15 protein-coding genes are annotated in these 15,029 nt (G+C 60.7%); 2 read left to right on the forward strand and 13 right to left on the reverse strand.

The genetic code is table 11. The annotated features are described in order from the left end of the window. The 7 genes from WB402_RS00240 to WB402_RS00270 all read right to left on the reverse strand — a co-directional run. Positions 1 to 391: carbonic anhydrase (locus WB402_RS00240; protein ID WP_424204620.1), on the reverse strand; the 391-nt coding region annotated here is incomplete at its 3' end. A gap of 21 nt (positions 392 to 412) precedes the next feature. After that, positions 413 to 925 carry a lipocalin family protein gene (locus WB402_RS00245; RefSeq protein WP_424204622.1) on the reverse strand — a complete coding sequence of 171 codons (513 nt, stop codon included), beginning with the start codon at positions 923 to 925 and terminating at the stop codon, positions 413 to 415. A gap of 158 nt (positions 926 to 1,083) precedes the next feature. Further along, entirely contained in the window at positions 1,084 to 2,106 is a 1,023-nt protein-coding gene (locus WB402_RS00250; RefSeq protein ID WP_424204624.1) for a TerC family protein, read from the reverse strand. Between the two features lie 220 nt (positions 2,107 to 2,326). Then, the gene (locus WB402_RS00255) at positions 2,327 to 3,553 is read right to left on the reverse strand and encodes a ketose-bisphosphate aldolase (protein ID WP_424204625.1); all 1,227 of its coding nucleotides are present in this window, start codon (positions 3,551 to 3,553) and stop codon (positions 2,327 to 2,329) included. A 65-nt stretch (positions 3,554 to 3,618) separates the two neighbouring features. Beyond that, complete coding sequence (cbbX, locus tag WB402_RS00260; RefSeq protein WP_424204626.1) at positions 3,619 to 4,560, reverse strand: CbbX protein; 942 nt, start codon at positions 4,558 to 4,560, stop codon at positions 3,619 to 3,621. A gap of 66 nt (positions 4,561 to 4,626) precedes the next feature. Next, positions 4,627 to 5,064: a ribulose bisphosphate carboxylase small subunit gene (locus WB402_RS00265; RefSeq protein ID WP_424204628.1), complete on the reverse strand. Its 438-nt coding sequence runs from the start codon at positions 5,062 to 5,064 to the stop codon at positions 4,627 to 4,629. Between the two features lie 230 nt (positions 5,065 to 5,294). Continuing rightward, a complete protein-coding gene (locus tag WB402_RS00270) occupies positions 5,295 to 6,773 on the reverse strand; it encodes a ribulose-bisphosphate carboxylase large subunit (RefSeq protein WP_424204630.1) in 1,479 nt (492 codons plus the stop codon). A 205-nt stretch (positions 6,774 to 6,978) separates the two neighbouring features. Between WB402_RS00270 and WB402_RS00275 the strand changes: the two genes are divergently transcribed. Next, positions 6,979 to 7,956 carry a LysR substrate-binding domain-containing protein gene (locus tag WB402_RS00275; protein WP_424204632.1) on the forward strand — a complete coding sequence of 326 codons (978 nt, stop codon included), beginning with the start codon at positions 6,979 to 6,981 and terminating at the stop codon, positions 7,954 to 7,956. 7 nt (positions 7,957 to 7,963) lie between these two features. On the opposite strand, the gene WB402_RS00280 is transcribed toward WB402_RS00275, so the two are convergent. The 6 genes from WB402_RS00280 to WB402_RS00305 form a co-directional block, all read right to left on the reverse strand. Then, complete coding sequence (locus tag WB402_RS00280) at positions 7,964 to 10,297, reverse strand: nitric oxide reductase activation protein NorD (RefSeq protein ID WP_424204633.1); 2,334 nt, start codon at positions 10,295 to 10,297, stop codon at positions 7,964 to 7,966. A 22-nt stretch (positions 10,298 to 10,319) separates the two neighbouring features. Further along, the gene (locus tag WB402_RS00285) at positions 10,320 to 10,625 is read right to left on the reverse strand and encodes a hypothetical protein (protein WP_424204635.1); all 306 of its coding nucleotides are present in this window, start codon (positions 10,623 to 10,625) and stop codon (positions 10,320 to 10,322) included. Then, positions 10,622 to 11,428 carry a CbbQ/NirQ/NorQ/GpvN family protein gene (locus WB402_RS00290; protein ID WP_424204637.1) on the reverse strand — a complete coding sequence of 269 codons (807 nt, stop codon included), beginning with the start codon at positions 11,426 to 11,428 and terminating at the stop codon, positions 10,622 to 10,624. Before WB402_RS00290 ends, WB402_RS00285 begins: the two co-directional genes overlap by 4 nt. 26 nt (positions 11,429 to 11,454) lie before the next feature. Beyond that, the gene (locus tag WB402_RS00295; RefSeq protein WP_424204670.1) at positions 11,455 to 11,781 is read right to left on the reverse strand and encodes a GIY-YIG nuclease family protein; all 327 of its coding nucleotides are present in this window, start codon (positions 11,779 to 11,781) and stop codon (positions 11,455 to 11,457) included. 186 nt (positions 11,782 to 11,967) lie between these two features. Beyond that, the gene (locus tag WB402_RS00300) at positions 11,968 to 12,324 is read right to left on the reverse strand and encodes a ribulose bisphosphate carboxylase small subunit (RefSeq protein ID WP_424204639.1); all 357 of its coding nucleotides are present in this window, start codon (positions 12,322 to 12,324) and stop codon (positions 11,968 to 11,970) included. A 104-nt stretch (positions 12,325 to 12,428) separates the two neighbouring features. Next, complete coding sequence (locus WB402_RS00305; protein ID WP_424204641.1) at positions 12,429 to 13,856, reverse strand: form I ribulose bisphosphate carboxylase large subunit; 1,428 nt, start codon at positions 13,854 to 13,856, stop codon at positions 12,429 to 12,431. Between the two features lie 168 nt (positions 13,857 to 14,024). On the opposite strand from WB402_RS00305, the gene WB402_RS00310 reads away from it, so the two are divergent. Beyond that, complete coding sequence (locus WB402_RS00310; RefSeq protein WP_424204643.1) at positions 14,025 to 14,987, forward strand: LysR family transcriptional regulator; 963 nt, start codon at positions 14,025 to 14,027, stop codon at positions 14,985 to 14,987. Positions 14,988 to 15,029: the final 42 nt, after the last annotated feature.

Here is a 15,029-nt window from a genome sequence, read left to right on the forward strand (position 1 = left end):
TCCACGGCGTGATGAACTGCCCGGCGCCGCCCTCGAAGCGGATATTGCCGAGCAGCGCGCGGATGCCACCGCAGTGCGCATGACCCATCACGATCACGTGCTGGACGTTCAGGCAGCGCACCGCGAACTCGAGCGCCGCCGAGGTGCCATGATAGCCGCCGCCTTTCTCGAACGGCGGCACCAGGTTGGCCACGTTGCGCACCACGAACAGGTCGCCGGGGTCGCAGTCGGTGACGATGGCCGGGTCCACGCGCGCGTCGCAGCAGGCGATGACCATGATCTTGGGTGCTTGCCCCTGGCTGACCAGCTGTTTGAACGGCGTGCCGTCGCGTTCGTAATGATGCGCGCGGAAGCGCTGAAAGCCTTCGATCAGATTTTTGATTTCATTCATAGCGATCCTGCAATGCGGAATTTAACGATGATCAACAAATATAAGCTTGCTCGTGTCAAAACCCAAGGACGACGCTTTGGCCACGAGGGCATCCTTTACATCCTTTTTCATTTCCGGGGTCCGGGACAAAATCCATAAATAGGATTTGTCGGGGCCACAGACGAGTGAATATTGATAATTCTCGTGGTCGAGCTCAAACACAACATAGGAACCATAAAAAGGACCGAAGAAAGAAACTTTCAGGTGGCCTTGATCGGCTCCTTTGACGAAATAGGCCTTCCCTTCGGCCTCTTTCCATTCATTTTCTTTCGCTGAATAACCGCGGTTCAACACCCGGACACCGCCGTCGTCGCGCAAACTGTAATCGGCCGTTATCCGGCTCAGACCTCGTTCAAAACGATGATCCAGCCGCGCGATTTCGTACCACTTGCCCAGATATTTTTCCAATTTGAAATTATCAACGGGCTTCACATTCTCGGGGATGCCGACACATCCCGTTAAGAGCAAAACCAATACGAGTAATATTTTTTTCATTTCTGAACAGGCTCTAGCAAGTTGCTGAAAAAACCCTCTCCCCACGGGAGAGGGCGAGGGTGAGGGCGATCTTACTTTTATAAACATTTGTTTTTAATATCCCCCTCATCCTGACCTTCTCCCGGAGGGAGAAGGGAAAAAACCTTTTCAGCAGTCTGCTAGTTCTTCGCCTTGTTCCGGCCTTTGTCGTGCTTGGCCTTGAAGGGGTAGGCACTGCCGGTGTAACCCTTGGCCGGAATGTACAGCGACAGCACCATGGTCACGGCCAGCACGATGACGGTGGCGGCGAGCGACCAGGCCACCGGGATATGGTAGACGTCGATCAGCAGCATCTTGCTGCCGATCAGGACCAGCACGATCGCAAGACCATAGGTGAGCAGATGAAACTTCCCGTGCAGGCCGGCGAGCAGGAAGTACATCGCGCGCAGGCCGAGGATGGCGAAGACGTTCGACGTCAGGACGATGAACGGGTCGGTCGTGATCGCAAAAATGGCCGGGATGGAATCCACGGCGAACACGACGTCGACGATGCCGATCAGCAGGATCACCACGAACAGGGGCGTGGCCAGCTTCGCGCCGTTGACGACGGTGAAGAATTTCTCGCCGTCGAAGTCCGGCGCGATACGCATGTGCTTGCGGATCCATTTCAGCGCCGGGTTCGATTCCAGGTCCGGCTCCTGCCCGGCGGCCCACCACATCTTGATGCCGGTGAACACCAGGAACGCGCCGAAGATGTACAGCACCCAGTCAAAACGCGTGATCAGCCAGGCGCCGCCGAAGATCATCACCGCGCGCAGCACCAAGGCACCCAGGATGCCGAACATCAGCACGCGCTTCTGGAATTCCGCCGGCACCGAGAAATACGTGAACACCATGAGGAAAACGAAGATGTTGTCTACCGCCAGAGCCTTTTCGACCAAATAGCCGGTGACGAACTCGAGCGCCTTGGCGTTGGCCACGCCACGGGCCGATTCGTCGCTGCCCATGCCGCCGAGATACCACCACAGCAGGGCCACGAACACGAACGACACCGCGACCCAGATCAGCGACCACGTCGCGGCCTCGCCCATCGTGACCTTGTGGGCGCCCTGCTTGTTCATGGCGAGGAAATCGACCACGAGCGCGGCCAGCACGAAGGCCACGAACAGCATCCACATCAGCGGTGTGCCGACGCTTATCATGGCCTGAGATTATTACGGCGGCATGAATCCATTTGAAAAATGGCGTGCAGGTCAGATGTTCCGTAGCTGTGAATCAAAGTCGTGCCGCCGTAATAATCGAAAAATCATATGATTTCCATTATTGACCCGGCGCTCGTTCCTCTCATAGCGACCTTGCCGTCCCGGCTCGTCTGTATTTTTTAAATGTAATCGTGCCGGGTCAATAATTAGCAGGAAGGAATCAGCCGGTGGCGCTTTCCCGGATCCGGTTGACGGGCACGGAAGGCATGGCATCCACATGCTCGAAATCCACCGACACCCGGTCAACGGCGATCGGCCGGAACAGGTTGTCGGCGAACTGTCTGTGCAGGGGATGTTCACGATAGGAATCTATCACAGCACGGTGCGTGAATTCGATCAGCCAGCAGAAACGATAACGCGGTTTCTCGGCCGCGGCCCAGCCCGTGACAACCCGCCGCACCCCCGGGATCGTGGCCAGCATCTCACGTCCGCGCGCCATCATGGCCTCGATCTGCGCGTCCGGGACATGCTCGACGTTGTAAATGATGACGTGCTCGACTGGCTGCCAGGCCTGGCATTGCACCAGCACCTCGGCGGCGCGCCCGGCGGAGCCCCACAGGCGCATCCTGCGCTCGACTTCCTCGCGGATGCTTTCCCGAATGCCCTTTACCAGCCCGGTGTATCCGCTACGGCTATCGGCGCGCGCGTTGGCGCGGATGCGGTTGCCGGCGGCGTCGGCCAGCGCGGTGTAGCAGTTGATCTTGGCCACGCCGTGGGAGATCAGCTTGCGATACTGCTCATCGGCCAGGCCGGTGCCGCCGTGAATCACCAGCGGGGTTTTCACCGCGTCGATGAGGCGCTTTAGGCGCTCAAAATCCAGTTTTGGCTTGCCGCGCAGGCGCCCGTGCACCGTGCCGATAGACACCGCGAGGCAATCGACACAGGTGCGCGCCACGTAAGCCTTGGCCTCCTCCACCGAGGTGTATTCGTTTTCGCCCGGGTGTTTGGCTGCGTCCTCGCCTTCCACGCCCGCGACATAGCCCAGCTCGCCCTCGACCGCTACGCCGCAGGCGTGTGCCATCTCGACCACGCGCCGCGTCTGCGCCACGTTGTCCGGGAAGGATTCGTGCGAGGCGTCCACCATCACGCCGTTGCAGCCGAGGTTGATGGCGCGCACCGCGGATTCGTGCGTAGCGCCATGGTCGAGGTGGATGGCGACCGGCACGTCGGCACGGCGCGCCGCTTTTTCGGTCGCGGCCATGGCGAGTTCGAAGTCGTAATGCCCGAAGTGGAATTCGGCCAGACTCAGGATGACCGGCGAGCGGCAATTCTCCGCGGCGTCGAGAATCGCCTCGAGGAAGTCGAGACTCACCAGATCGTACCCGCCCACCGCGTAGCTGTTGCGGTAGGCATGGTTCAGCATGTCGCGCATATCCACCAGTGGCATGATTCCTCCCGATTTATCGGTGAACCCAATACATCAATGCATCTTCTGCTTCCGTTACCCGCCGCTCAGCCCGCCTCGCCGTCTGGCTGGCCTTCCTTGAAAACACGGCTCACCAGAATGTCATCCGGCTCGAGCGTGATGAGATCGAGCCGGGTGAGCTTGCGGCTCTTGCCGGCGAACAGGCGGTTCGCCTGGCGCAGCCGGGCGCGGTCGAGCGCGTTGCGAATCGAACGCGCGTTGGCGAAGTGCGCCAGTTTCATGCGCAGCGGAATGTACTCGGCGAAGGCCTTCTCACCCTCGGGACTGAAACGGTAGTTCTGGCTCGCCAGCATGAGCCTGGAAATAGCCATCAATTCATCCGCGGAATAATCCGGGAAATCGAGGTGGTGCGCGATGCGCGAGCGCATGCCGGGGTTGCTCTGGAAGAATCGGTCCATCTTGTCCTTGTAGCCGGCGAGGATCACCACCAGATCGTCGCGGTTGTTCTCCATCACCTGCAACAGGATTTCGATCGACTCGGCGCCGTAGTCGCGCTCATTCTCGGGCTTGTACAGGTAATAGGCTTCGTCGATAAACAGCACGCCGCCCATGGCTTTCTTGATGACTTCCTTGGTCTTGGGCGCAGTGTGGCCGATGTACTGGCCAACGAGGTCGTCGCGCGTGACGGTGACGAGGTGACCCTCGCGCACGTAACCGAGGCGCTTGAGGATCTCACCCATGCGCATGGCCACCGTGGTCTTTCCGGTGCCGGGATTGCCGGTGAAGCTCATGTGCAGGGTCGGCGTGACCGACGTGAGCTCGAACTGCTTGCGCAGGCGGTCGACGAGCAGCAACGCCGCGATCTCGCGGATGCGCGTCTTGATGGGCTTGAGCCCGATCAGCTCGCGGTCGAGCTTGTCCAGCACTTCCTGGATATTGGAGGCCTTGAACTCGGCCTCGAGGTCGACGACGTCGTCCACCTGACCGGCCGGGCGCGCGGCGGCGCCGGCGTTCTTGCTATCGCTCATGATGGCTCCAAATCTGCGTCAAAAACCGGCGACGGGCTGGGTACACCCGCCGCCATACCTCTCTCCTCAGGCGTAGCGTTCGCCTTCCGGCTTGTCGGTCGCATATGACTCGATGGTGTAACCCATACTGCGCCCGTCGCGCTCCTGCCGGACCAGCCGGTAACCCGGCTCTTTCTTCGGCCGGTTGACGAGGAACGACATGGCCGGGCTTTCCCCGCCGCGTGTGGAGTTGAACGCCATCACGCGGATGTAGTGATGGGGGAAAGTCTTGCGGCAGTTGTTGATCTCCATCAGGATCCCGGCGGGGTCCTTCAGGTCGAACATGGGATTGCCGAACATTTCCCAATAGGTGTTGCGCGGGTGCGGATCGTCGGTGTACTCCACGCTCACCGCCCAGCCGTGCTTCAGTGCCCATTTGATCTGCGCGGTGATCTGCGCGTCGGTCAGGTCGGGCAAAAAGGAAAATTGACCTTGTGTAATACGGTTTCCAGGATTGGTCATCATGATTGCGGTCTCCAAATAATTATAAGCCTGTCTATATAAACCCCTCTCCCCTCCGGGGAGAGGGTAGGGTGAGGGGCAAAACGCTGCGGCATGGCATGCTGTTCACCCTCACCCCAACCTTTTCCCGCCGGGGCGCAGACACTTCATCTGCGCCCGTTCGACGGCGCGAATGTCCACCGGACATTCGCGGCGACTCCGTCTCACCTCCCTCAAGGGAGAGGGAGTTGCTTTTAAACACTGGCCGTGGTGGTCGGCACGAAGTCCGCGGTATCGGTGGATTCGTAGTTGAAGCTGATGTCCTTCCACGTTTCCAGCGCGGCCTTGAGCGGGCTGCATGTCTTGGCGGCATTTTCCAATATCTGCGGGCCTTCCTTCATGTAGTCACGGCCTTCGTTGCGCGCCAAAACCATGGCTTCCAGCGCCACGCGGTTCGCCGTCGCACCCGCCTGGATGCCTTGTGGATGACCGATGGTTCCGCCGCCAAATTGCAGGATCACGTCTTCGCCGAGGTAATGAAGCAGCTGGTGCATCTGGCCGGCGTGAATGCCGCCCGATGCCACCGGCATGACCTTGTTGAGCGAGGCCCAATCCTGCTCGAAGAACAGGCCATTCTCCAGGCTCATGGGGTTGTGCGTCTCGCGCAGCACGTCGTAGAAGCCCTTGATCATGAGCGGATCGCCTTCGAGCTTGCCGACCACGGTACCGGCATGGATGTGGTCCACGCCCGCCATGCGCATCCACTTGCAGATCACGCGGAAGTTCATGCCGTGATTCTTCTGGCGCGAATAGGTCGAGTTACCGGCGCGGTGCAGGTGCAGGATCATGTCGTTCTTGCGCGCCCATTGCGCCATGGTCTGGATCGCGGTGTAGCCGATCACGAGGTCGATCATGACGATCACCGAGCCGAGGCTCTTGGCGAACTCGGCGCGCTCGATCATCTTGTCCATGGTGCCGGCAGTGACGTTGAGGTAATGCCCCTTCACTTCGCCGGTGGCGGCCGAGGCCTTGTTCACCGCTTCCATGCAATACAGGAAACGGTCACGCCAATGCATAAACGGCTGCGAGTTGATGTTCTCGTCGTCCTTCACGAAGTCGAGACCGCCCTTGAGCGCTTCATACACCACGCGGCCGTAGTTGCGGCCGGACAGGCCGAGCTTGGGCTTGGTGGTGGCGCCGAGCAGCGGGCGGCCGAACTTGTCGAGGCGTTCGCGCTCCACGACGATGCCGGTGGCTGGGCCCTGGAAGGTTTTGAGATACGCGACCGGCAGGCGCATGTCTTCGAGACGCAGCGCCTTCACGGCCTTGAAGCCGAAGACGTTGCCGATGATGCTGGCCGTCAGGTTGGCGATCGAGCCTTCCTCGAACAGGTCGAGGTCATAGGCGATGTAGGCGAAAAACTGGGCATCGTTTTTCGTTCCCGGTCCGGTGTTCGGCACCGGGTCCACGCGGTAGGCCTTGGCGCGGTACAGCTCGCAGGCGGTCAGGCGGTCGGTCCAGACCACGGTCCAGGTGGCGGTGGACGACTCGCCGGCGACGGCGGCCGCGGCCTCGTCCGGATCCACGCCGGGCTGCGGGGTAATACGGAACAAGGCGATGATATCCGTGTCCTTGGGTTTGTAATCGGGCTCCCAATAGCCCATTTTCTTGTACGGGATGACGCCGGCTTTATAGCGTTCTTTCCCTTCCTTAATGGTTTCGGTTTTACCCATGACTGCCTCCAGAGTTTTTGATTGAACCGCTCCGCACCGGACCCTCGTGGCGGATTCACCGCCCCGAAGCGTCGTAACCCTCCAATTTTCAGGGGTTTATTTCGTATCAGTACGTTGCGCGCATGCTGCCGAAATGGAATCATCTATAACAGTCAATCTTTTCGATATTATCCATAGAGAATCATCTATCCGAGGGTAACGGTTCATGCGCCACAGCACGTTGCGACAACTCGAGGTCTTTGAAGCCATCGCCCGGCTCGGCAGTTTCACGCGCGCCGCCGAGGAATTGTTCCTGACCCAGCCCACGGTCTCGATGCAGATCAAGAAACTTACCGAGGCCGTCGGCCTGCCGCTGTTCGAGCAGGTCGGGAAAAAAATCTATCTCACCGACGCCGGGCGCGAACTGCACAAGACCAGCCGCGGGATCTTCGAACACTTCACGCGCTTCGAGATGCTGATGGCCGACATGAAGGGGCTGAAAAAAGGTGCGCTGCGGCTCGCGGTAGTGACGACGGCGAAATATTTCGCGCCGCGACTGCTCGGCCCGTTCTGCCAGCAGTATCCAGGCATCGAGGTATCGCTCAAGGTGTCGAACCGCGAGCGCATTCTCGAACGTCTCGCCGACAACCTGGACGATCTCTGCATCCTCGGCCAGCCGCCGGAGGAACTGGAGGCCGAATCCGAACCGTTTCTGGAAAATCCGCTGGTGGTGCTCGCGCCCGCGAACCACCCCTTGGCGGGAAAAAAGAAAATTCCCATCGTCCGCCTTACCGAGGAACCGTTCCTGTTGCGCGAACCGGGCTCCGGCACGCGCATGGCGGTCGAGCGGTTGTTCGCCGCACACGGACTGAAGATGAAAGTGCGCATGGAGCTGGGCAGCAACGAGGCCATCAAGCAGGCCATCGTCGGAGGACTCGGCATCTCGGTGCTGTCGCGGCACACGCTGGCGCTGGATGCGCCGATGGGACAGCTGACAATTCTGGATGTCGAGGGATTTCCGATCGAGCGTCATTGGTACGTGGCCTATCCGTCCGGCAAGCAGCTCTCGGTGGTGGCGCGCACCTTTCTCGATTATCTCAAGCAAGCGCCGAAGTTCGCCAGCGAAGTGCCCTGCCACCATGCCGAGCAGGGCGAATGTCCGCTGTTGCCTGCCAAGGCCGCCGGCAATAAAACAGCCGGCTGATCAAAATTTATCTTGTAAGCCCGGCGTACAGCATCGGCAGCCGTTCCGGCAGGCGGTTGACGTGGTCCACTACCATGTAGTTCTTGATGCCGAAGATGCGCGATACGTAATCGTCGGCGTTGGGGTCGAGCGTGAGGCAGAAGGTGTGCACCCCGCGGGTGGCCAGTTCTTCCACGGCTTTCTTGGTGTCGTGGCGCAGGTACTGCGGATCGCGCACGTCGATGTCGGCCGGCTCGCCGTCGGAGACCAGCAGGATCAGCTTTTTCTGCTCCGGCTGCTTGAGCAGGAACGAGGCCGCATGGCGCAGCGCCGCGCCCATGCGCGTGGACAGCCCGCCCTGCATCCCGGCGAGCTTGGCCTTGGCCTCGTCGCCGTAGTGATCGTCGAAATCCTTGAAGCGGTAGTACTGCACGTCGTGGCGACCGTCGGAGGCGAAGCCGTGGATCGCGAACGGATCGCCGACGCGGTCGATGGCCCACGACAACAATGACGTCGCCTCGCGCGCGAGCTGGATCACCGGCTTCTCGGAACCACCGAGTTTCTCGTTCGTGGATTCAGAAAGGTCGAGCAGCACCAGCACCGCCAGATCGCGCACCTTGCGCACGATGCGGATGTTGATGCGCGTGTCCGGCGTCTGGCCCATGCGCATGTCGATCATCGCGCGGATCGCGGCGTTGAGGTCGATCTCGTCGCCATCTTCCTGGCGCCGGAAACGCTGCACGCCTTCCGGCTGCAGCGCGTCGATGATGTGCCGCAGGCGCGCGGCCACCGGCTTGTTCTCGGTGAGTATCCGGTCGATCTCGGCGGGATCGCCTTTCTTCTGGCGCTTTTCCAGCACCGTGGCCCAGTTCGGCCGGTGTAGTTGCACGGAGTAATCCCACTCCTGGTAGTGATACGGCTCGGACACCGGCTCCTTGCCTTCGAGCTCGTTGATCGTGCAGCCTTCCTGGTCGAGGTAGAACGGCTGGTCAAGCACCCAGATCTCCTGGGCGTCGTCGCCAGCCAGCTCGCAGTCGAGTTCGTTCACCATTTCCATGGTCGTGACATGCTTGCGCACCTGTTTCGGCGCCGGGACGTATTCGGCCTCGTGCCAGGCGATCTCGTCCGAGGCCCAGCAATAGCGGTTGTCGTCGCGGTACGGGATCGCCATCGACTCGAGCACGCGCAGCGACGGAATGCTGCCGCGCTCGCCGAGCTTGTTGTACAGCGTCACGCCCAGGTCCCAGGCAATGCGATTGTCCTTGGGACTTTTGGCGAACTCGTCACGGAACGCGGTCGCCATCTCCTGAATCAGCCTGTCATCATCATGATAATTTTCATCAAGCAGCGCATAGGCGAGACGCTCCAGCAGGCCGACAATCGGGTCGGTCGGGCAGCTGACCTCGCGCACCTTGGCATGGAACTGTGACCAGAGCTGTTTCATCCCGGGAAATTCGCGGATCGCGAGATGCTCGACGCGCGCGTCCTCGAACAGACCAATGAGGAACATCTGCACCGGGTTGAGTTGTTCCATGGACAGCGGTTCGCGCGTGTACACCAGGTGCGCGGCGGCGTGCGCGGCAGCGGCGCGGTACAGATCGCGGCCCGGCAGCCCGGCGAAGTCGTCGTACGCGTCCGGCAGGTGGATGACACGCGTCTCGATGAACGGCTTGTAACCCTCGCGTGCCTCGTAGTCGCCCGAAGTCGGGCGCAGGAAAAAATCGCGGCCCCAGAAGGCGCGGAGATAAAAGTTGAGCTTGCGCTGGCTGTCGATGAACAGCGTGCCGCGCCGTTCCTTCTGCAGCATCGCCTGGCTGTCGGCGCTCTTTAGATCGAAATACGCGATCTGGGTCTGGAAATCGCGCAGGTGCGCCTGCGCGCCCCACAACGCCCAGCGCCGCAGACCACCCAGCGTGAGCTTGGCGAACAGCTCGTCGAGATGCGCCAGCATCGGGCGCAGGCCGCGCGGCACCTTGGCCGAGAGCTGGTGGATCAGGTTGAGATAGCCGCGCAGCAGCTCGGCGTCGCCGAGCCGGTTGGCGGCCGTGGGCAGGGTGTTGAACAGCAGCTGGATCACCTCGCCGCTCACCATGGAGGAGAGCTTCATGGCGCCGGTGATGCAATCGGTGAGCACGTCCTCGCCGACGTCCTTCACCACCGCCGGCATTGACTGAATGTAGGTCACGACCAGATCGTTGCCGCGTCCGAGCTGCGACAACCCCTTCGCGCCCTCGAGCCAATTGTGCAGGCCCTGCGGCGACATCACGCGCGCCGCCTCGGAAAAGCTTCCCTCGAGCGTGCCGCGGACGTGCTGGTCCAGCCCGTCGAGCTGCGCGTGGTAATCCTTGAGATCGATGCTCATGTGTTTGTTACTGGAAATCGATTCATTCGTCGTCGTCGAGCTCGGGCGACCAGCCGAGTTCGCGCGCCCGCTTCACCGCCTCGTTATATATGCGCTCGTGGCGTGCGCGTAACTCCGGTGGCAATCGGCTGACCAGGTGTCCGTAGGGTTCCCACGCTTTGTGCACCTGCTCGTACAGGGTATCGAACTTCGGCAATTCCCAGCCTTCGCAAGTCTCGGTTTCGGGAAGCAGGCCGAACACCCAGGCGTCGCGAATCATCCGGCCGATATCGGTCATGCCGCCGTGAATATCGGCGTGAATCCCGACGTAGGACGTGGGGCGGTTCATTTATCTGAGAAAAACATCGCGACCGCCGCGTCCAGCGTTTCGCGCATGTCCGGGTCGTCGGTGATCGGCCGCACCAGGGTCATCTGGCAGGCGGCGCGCGGTTCGATGCCGCGCGCGATCAAGCTTCCGGCGTAGGCGAGCAGACGCGTGGAGATGCCCTCATCGAGGCCATGTCCTTTCAGGTTGCGCGCGCGATGCGCAATCTGCACCAGCTTTTCCGCGGTGGCCTTGTCCACCTTGGTTTCGTGCATCACGATCTCGGCCTCCACGCTGGCCTCGGGGTAATCGAAATCGATCGCGCCGAAACGCTGCTTGGTGGATTGCTTCAAATCCTTCATCAGGCTCTGGTAGCCCGGGTTGTACGAGATCACCAGTTGGAAATCCGGATGGCAGTTCACCAGCTCGCCTTTCTTTTCGAGCGGCAGCTGGCGGCGGTGATCGGTGAGCGGATGGATCACCACGGTCGTGTCCTGGCGCGCTTCGACCACTTCGTCGAGATAGCAGATCGCGCCGGCGCGTGCCGCGACCGTGAGCGGGCCATCGTGCCATTTGGTGCCGCTGGCGTCGAGCAGGAAACGGCCGACCAGATCGCTCGCGGTCATGTCTTCGTTGCACGCGACGGTGACCAGGGGTTTTTTCAGCTTCCACGCCATGTATTCGACGAAGCGGCTCTTGCCGCAGCCGGTCGGGCCCTTGAGCATCACCGGCATGCGCGCGCTGTAGGCGGCTTCGTATAACTGCACTTCGTTCGACACCGGCCGGTAATACGGCTCCGTCTTGATCAAATATTGCTCAACGCTCATTTCAGAAACCTCTAATTGACGCTAATTTATTTGGCCGTTCGTCCTGAGCTTGTCGAAGGACGAACAACTTTCGATTTTGAAAGCCGTGATACCTCTGTCCAATTGCCCGCAGCCATTGCTTCCTTCTTTGCTCTACTCCATCCCTTTATCTGACGCTCTACAGCCAATACCTCTTCGCGGGTCACACAAGGCTGGCTAAACACAAGGGATACAGGCCGGCGTTGATGAGTGTAACAACCGGGTATCTCTCCCGCCTGATGCTCGGCAACTCTCATTTCGAGGTTGTCCGTGTGGCCTGTGTCGTAGCTGTCATCGGTGCATTTCAGGATATAAACCCAGAAGGCCATGCCCATCCCATCCGTTGCGCCGTTCACCCTTCGACAAGCTCAGGGCGAACGGCAAATTGGTTACGCTTGTCACTAAAACAAAAAGCCCCTGCCCGAACGCGCCGGACAGGGGCCGATGACGGCTCTGCGTGTCCGACTGCGATGGGCAGGATGCCCAAGTGCCGCGGAGCGCAGGGATGCGCGAGAGCGGCCTTACTTCATCTTGCCGCGGAAAATCACCATCGCGGTGCCTTGCGACTGCTTGAAATTGTCGTAACCGACCAGGCGCACGTGGTTGCCAGGATGCGCCTTGTGGCAGGCGTCGGCCTCGGACAGGATCCGGTCCACGCTGGTCTCGCCGAACATCGGCAGTTTCCACATGTACCAGTAATGGTCGAAGGCATTCTCCGGCTCGGTGTGCTCGATGGCCGGGTTCCAGCCGCGCTTCACGATGTATTCCACCTGCTTGCGCATCTCGTCCGCGCTCATCGCCGGCAGGTAGGAGAAGGTTTCGAACTTGCGGCTCGTTACGTCCGTCAGGCTCGATTTGTAGTCTTGCATTTCGCTCATTTCATATTCCTCATGATTGTTGGGCTTCACTCACGCTCAGCCAAACCTGCATTAATATTTCTGGATCCCGGATCGCGCCTTGCGGCGCGTCCGGGATGACTGCGTTACTTGTGTGCCACGTCCAGCTTGTCGACGGTGTCGAACTCGAACTTGATCTCTTTCCACGTTTCCATGGCGATTTTCAATTCCGGGCTCGATTGCGCGGCCTTGGTCAGGATGGCCTTGCCTTCCTTCTCGATGGGAATGCCCTGGTTGCGCGCTTCGACGCAGGCTTCCAGCGCCACGCGGTTCGCGGCCGCACCCGCGGCGTTGCCCCACGGATGGCCGAGCGTGCCGCCACCGAATTGCAGCACCGAGTCGTCGCCGAAGATCGAAACCAGCGCCGGCATGTGCCAGACGTGAATACCACCCGACGCGACAGCGAATACGCCCGGCATGGAGCCCCAGTCCTGATCGAAGAAGATGCCCATGGAGCGGTCTTCCTTGATGTACTTGTCGCGCAGCAGGTTGATCCAGCCGATGGTCGCGGCGCGGTCGCCTTCGAGCTTGCCGACCACGGTGCCGGTGTGCAGGTGATCACCGCCGGACAGGCGCAGGATCTTGGCGAGCACGCGGAAATGGATGCCGTGGTGCGGGTTGCGGTCGAGCACCGCGTGCATGGCGCGATGGATGTGCAGCAGCATGCCGTTGTCGCGGCACCAGTTGGCGAGGCCGGTATTGGCGCAGAAGCCGCCGGTGATGTAGTCGTGCATGATGATCGGCGCGCCGATGGACTTGGCGTGCTCGGCGCGCTTGTACATTTCTTCCGGGGTCGGCGCGGTGACGTTCAGGTAATGGCCCTTGCGCTCGCCGGTTTCCTTCTCGGCCTTGTGGATGGCTTCCATGACGAAGTCGAAACGCGTGCGCCAGCGCATGAACGGCTGGCTGTTGACGTTCTCGTCGTCCTTGGTGAAGTCGAGACCGCCGCGCAGACATTCGTACACGGCGCGGCCGTAGTTCTTGGCGGACAAGCCGAGCTTGGGCTTGATGGTGCAGCCGAGCAGCGGACGACCGTACTTGTTCATGATGTCGCGTTCGACCTGGATGCCCTGGGGCGGACCGCCGCAGGTCTTCACGTAGGCGATCGGGAAACGCACGTCCTCGAGGCGCAGCGCGCGGATCGCCTTGAAGCCGAACACGTTGCCGACCAGCGAGGTGAACACGTTGACCACCGAACCTTCTTCGAACAGGTCCATGGGGTAGGCCACGAAAGCGAAGAAGCAGGTATCGTCGCCGGGAACGTCTTCGATGCGGTAGGCGCGGCCCTTGTAGTAGTCGAGGTCGGTCAGCAGGTCGGTCCACACCGTGGTCCAGGTGCCGGTGGACGACTCGGCGGCGACGGCGGCAGCAGCCTCTTCACGCGGCACGCCGGCCTGCGGGGTGATCTTGAAGCACGCCAGGATGTCGGTATCCAGCGGCGTGTAATTCGGCATCCAATAGGTTTCGCGGTACTCTTTGACGCCTGCTTTGTACGTCTTCACTTTGCCTGACATAGTGGACTCCTCGTTGGAAATCGTGTGATTTAAGGGTTTTCCGTCTGTTCTGCCCTAACGGACCCCCGTCATGGGCGCGTACCTTATCTTCCTCAGACCATAAATAACACTCATAATTAATGATTGTTATGATAAGCTTAAACTTATGGTCATATCGGGGCCGATACTGTGCACCTCACGCTGCGCCAACTCAAGGTCTTTGAATCGGTCGCGAGGCATCTGAACTATACCCGCGCGGCGCAAGAGCTTTTCCTCACCCAGCCGGCCGTGTCGATGCAGGTCAAGCAACTGGAGGAGAGCCTCGGGGTCGCGCTCTTTGAGCAGCTGGGCAAGCGCATCCACCTCACCGAGGCCGGTCGCGAGGTGCTGGGCTATGCCCGCACCGTCACCCAGCAGCTCGATGAACTCGAGGGGGTCCTGAACCATATCAAGGGGCTATCCGGCGGGCGCCTGCGCATTTCCGTGGCCACCACGGCGAACTACTTTATTCCCACCCTGCTCGGCACCTTTTCACGCCGCCATCCGGGTGTGACGATCAGCCTCGACGTCACCAACCGCGAAACACTGCTGCAACAGCTTTCAGAAAACACCGTGGACCTCGTGATCATGGGCCAGCCGCCCGCGGAACTCGACGCCGAGGCGGATGCCTTCATGGAGAACCCGCTGGTGATCGTCGCGCCGCCGGATCATCCGCTAGCGCGCGAAAAGAAAATTCCACTGGCGCGGCTTCAGGAAGAAATCTTCCTCGTGCGCGAACCGGGTTCGGGCACGCGCATCGCCATGGAGCGTTTTTTCGCCGAACGCGAGATGCATCTGAAAACCGGAATGGAAGTCGGCAGTAATGAAGCGATCAAGCAGAGCGTGCAGGCGGGGCTGGGACTGGGCCTGCTGTCGCGCGCCACGATCGAACAGGAACTGACGCTGAAGCGTCTGGTCGTGCTCGATGTCGCCGAATTCCCCATCATGCGTCACTGGTATCTCGTGCACCGGCGCGGCAAACGCCTGTCGGACGCGGCGGAAGCGTTCAGGCAATTCATGCTCAAGGAAACACACGGCCTGTTACATGAACACTCGAAACTCGCGCGCACCAGCGAAACCAAAAATAAGAAGGGCAGCTCGCGCCGCCCTTGAGTCTGACAGGCCGCACACCGGACGCTGAAGGAAAACCCGCCT

This window comes from Sulfuricaulis sp. (genome assembly GCF_049587675.1).
In the GTDB taxonomy this organism is placed as follows: domain Bacteria; phylum Pseudomonadota; class Gammaproteobacteria; order Acidiferrobacterales; family Sulfurifustaceae; genus Sulfuricaulis.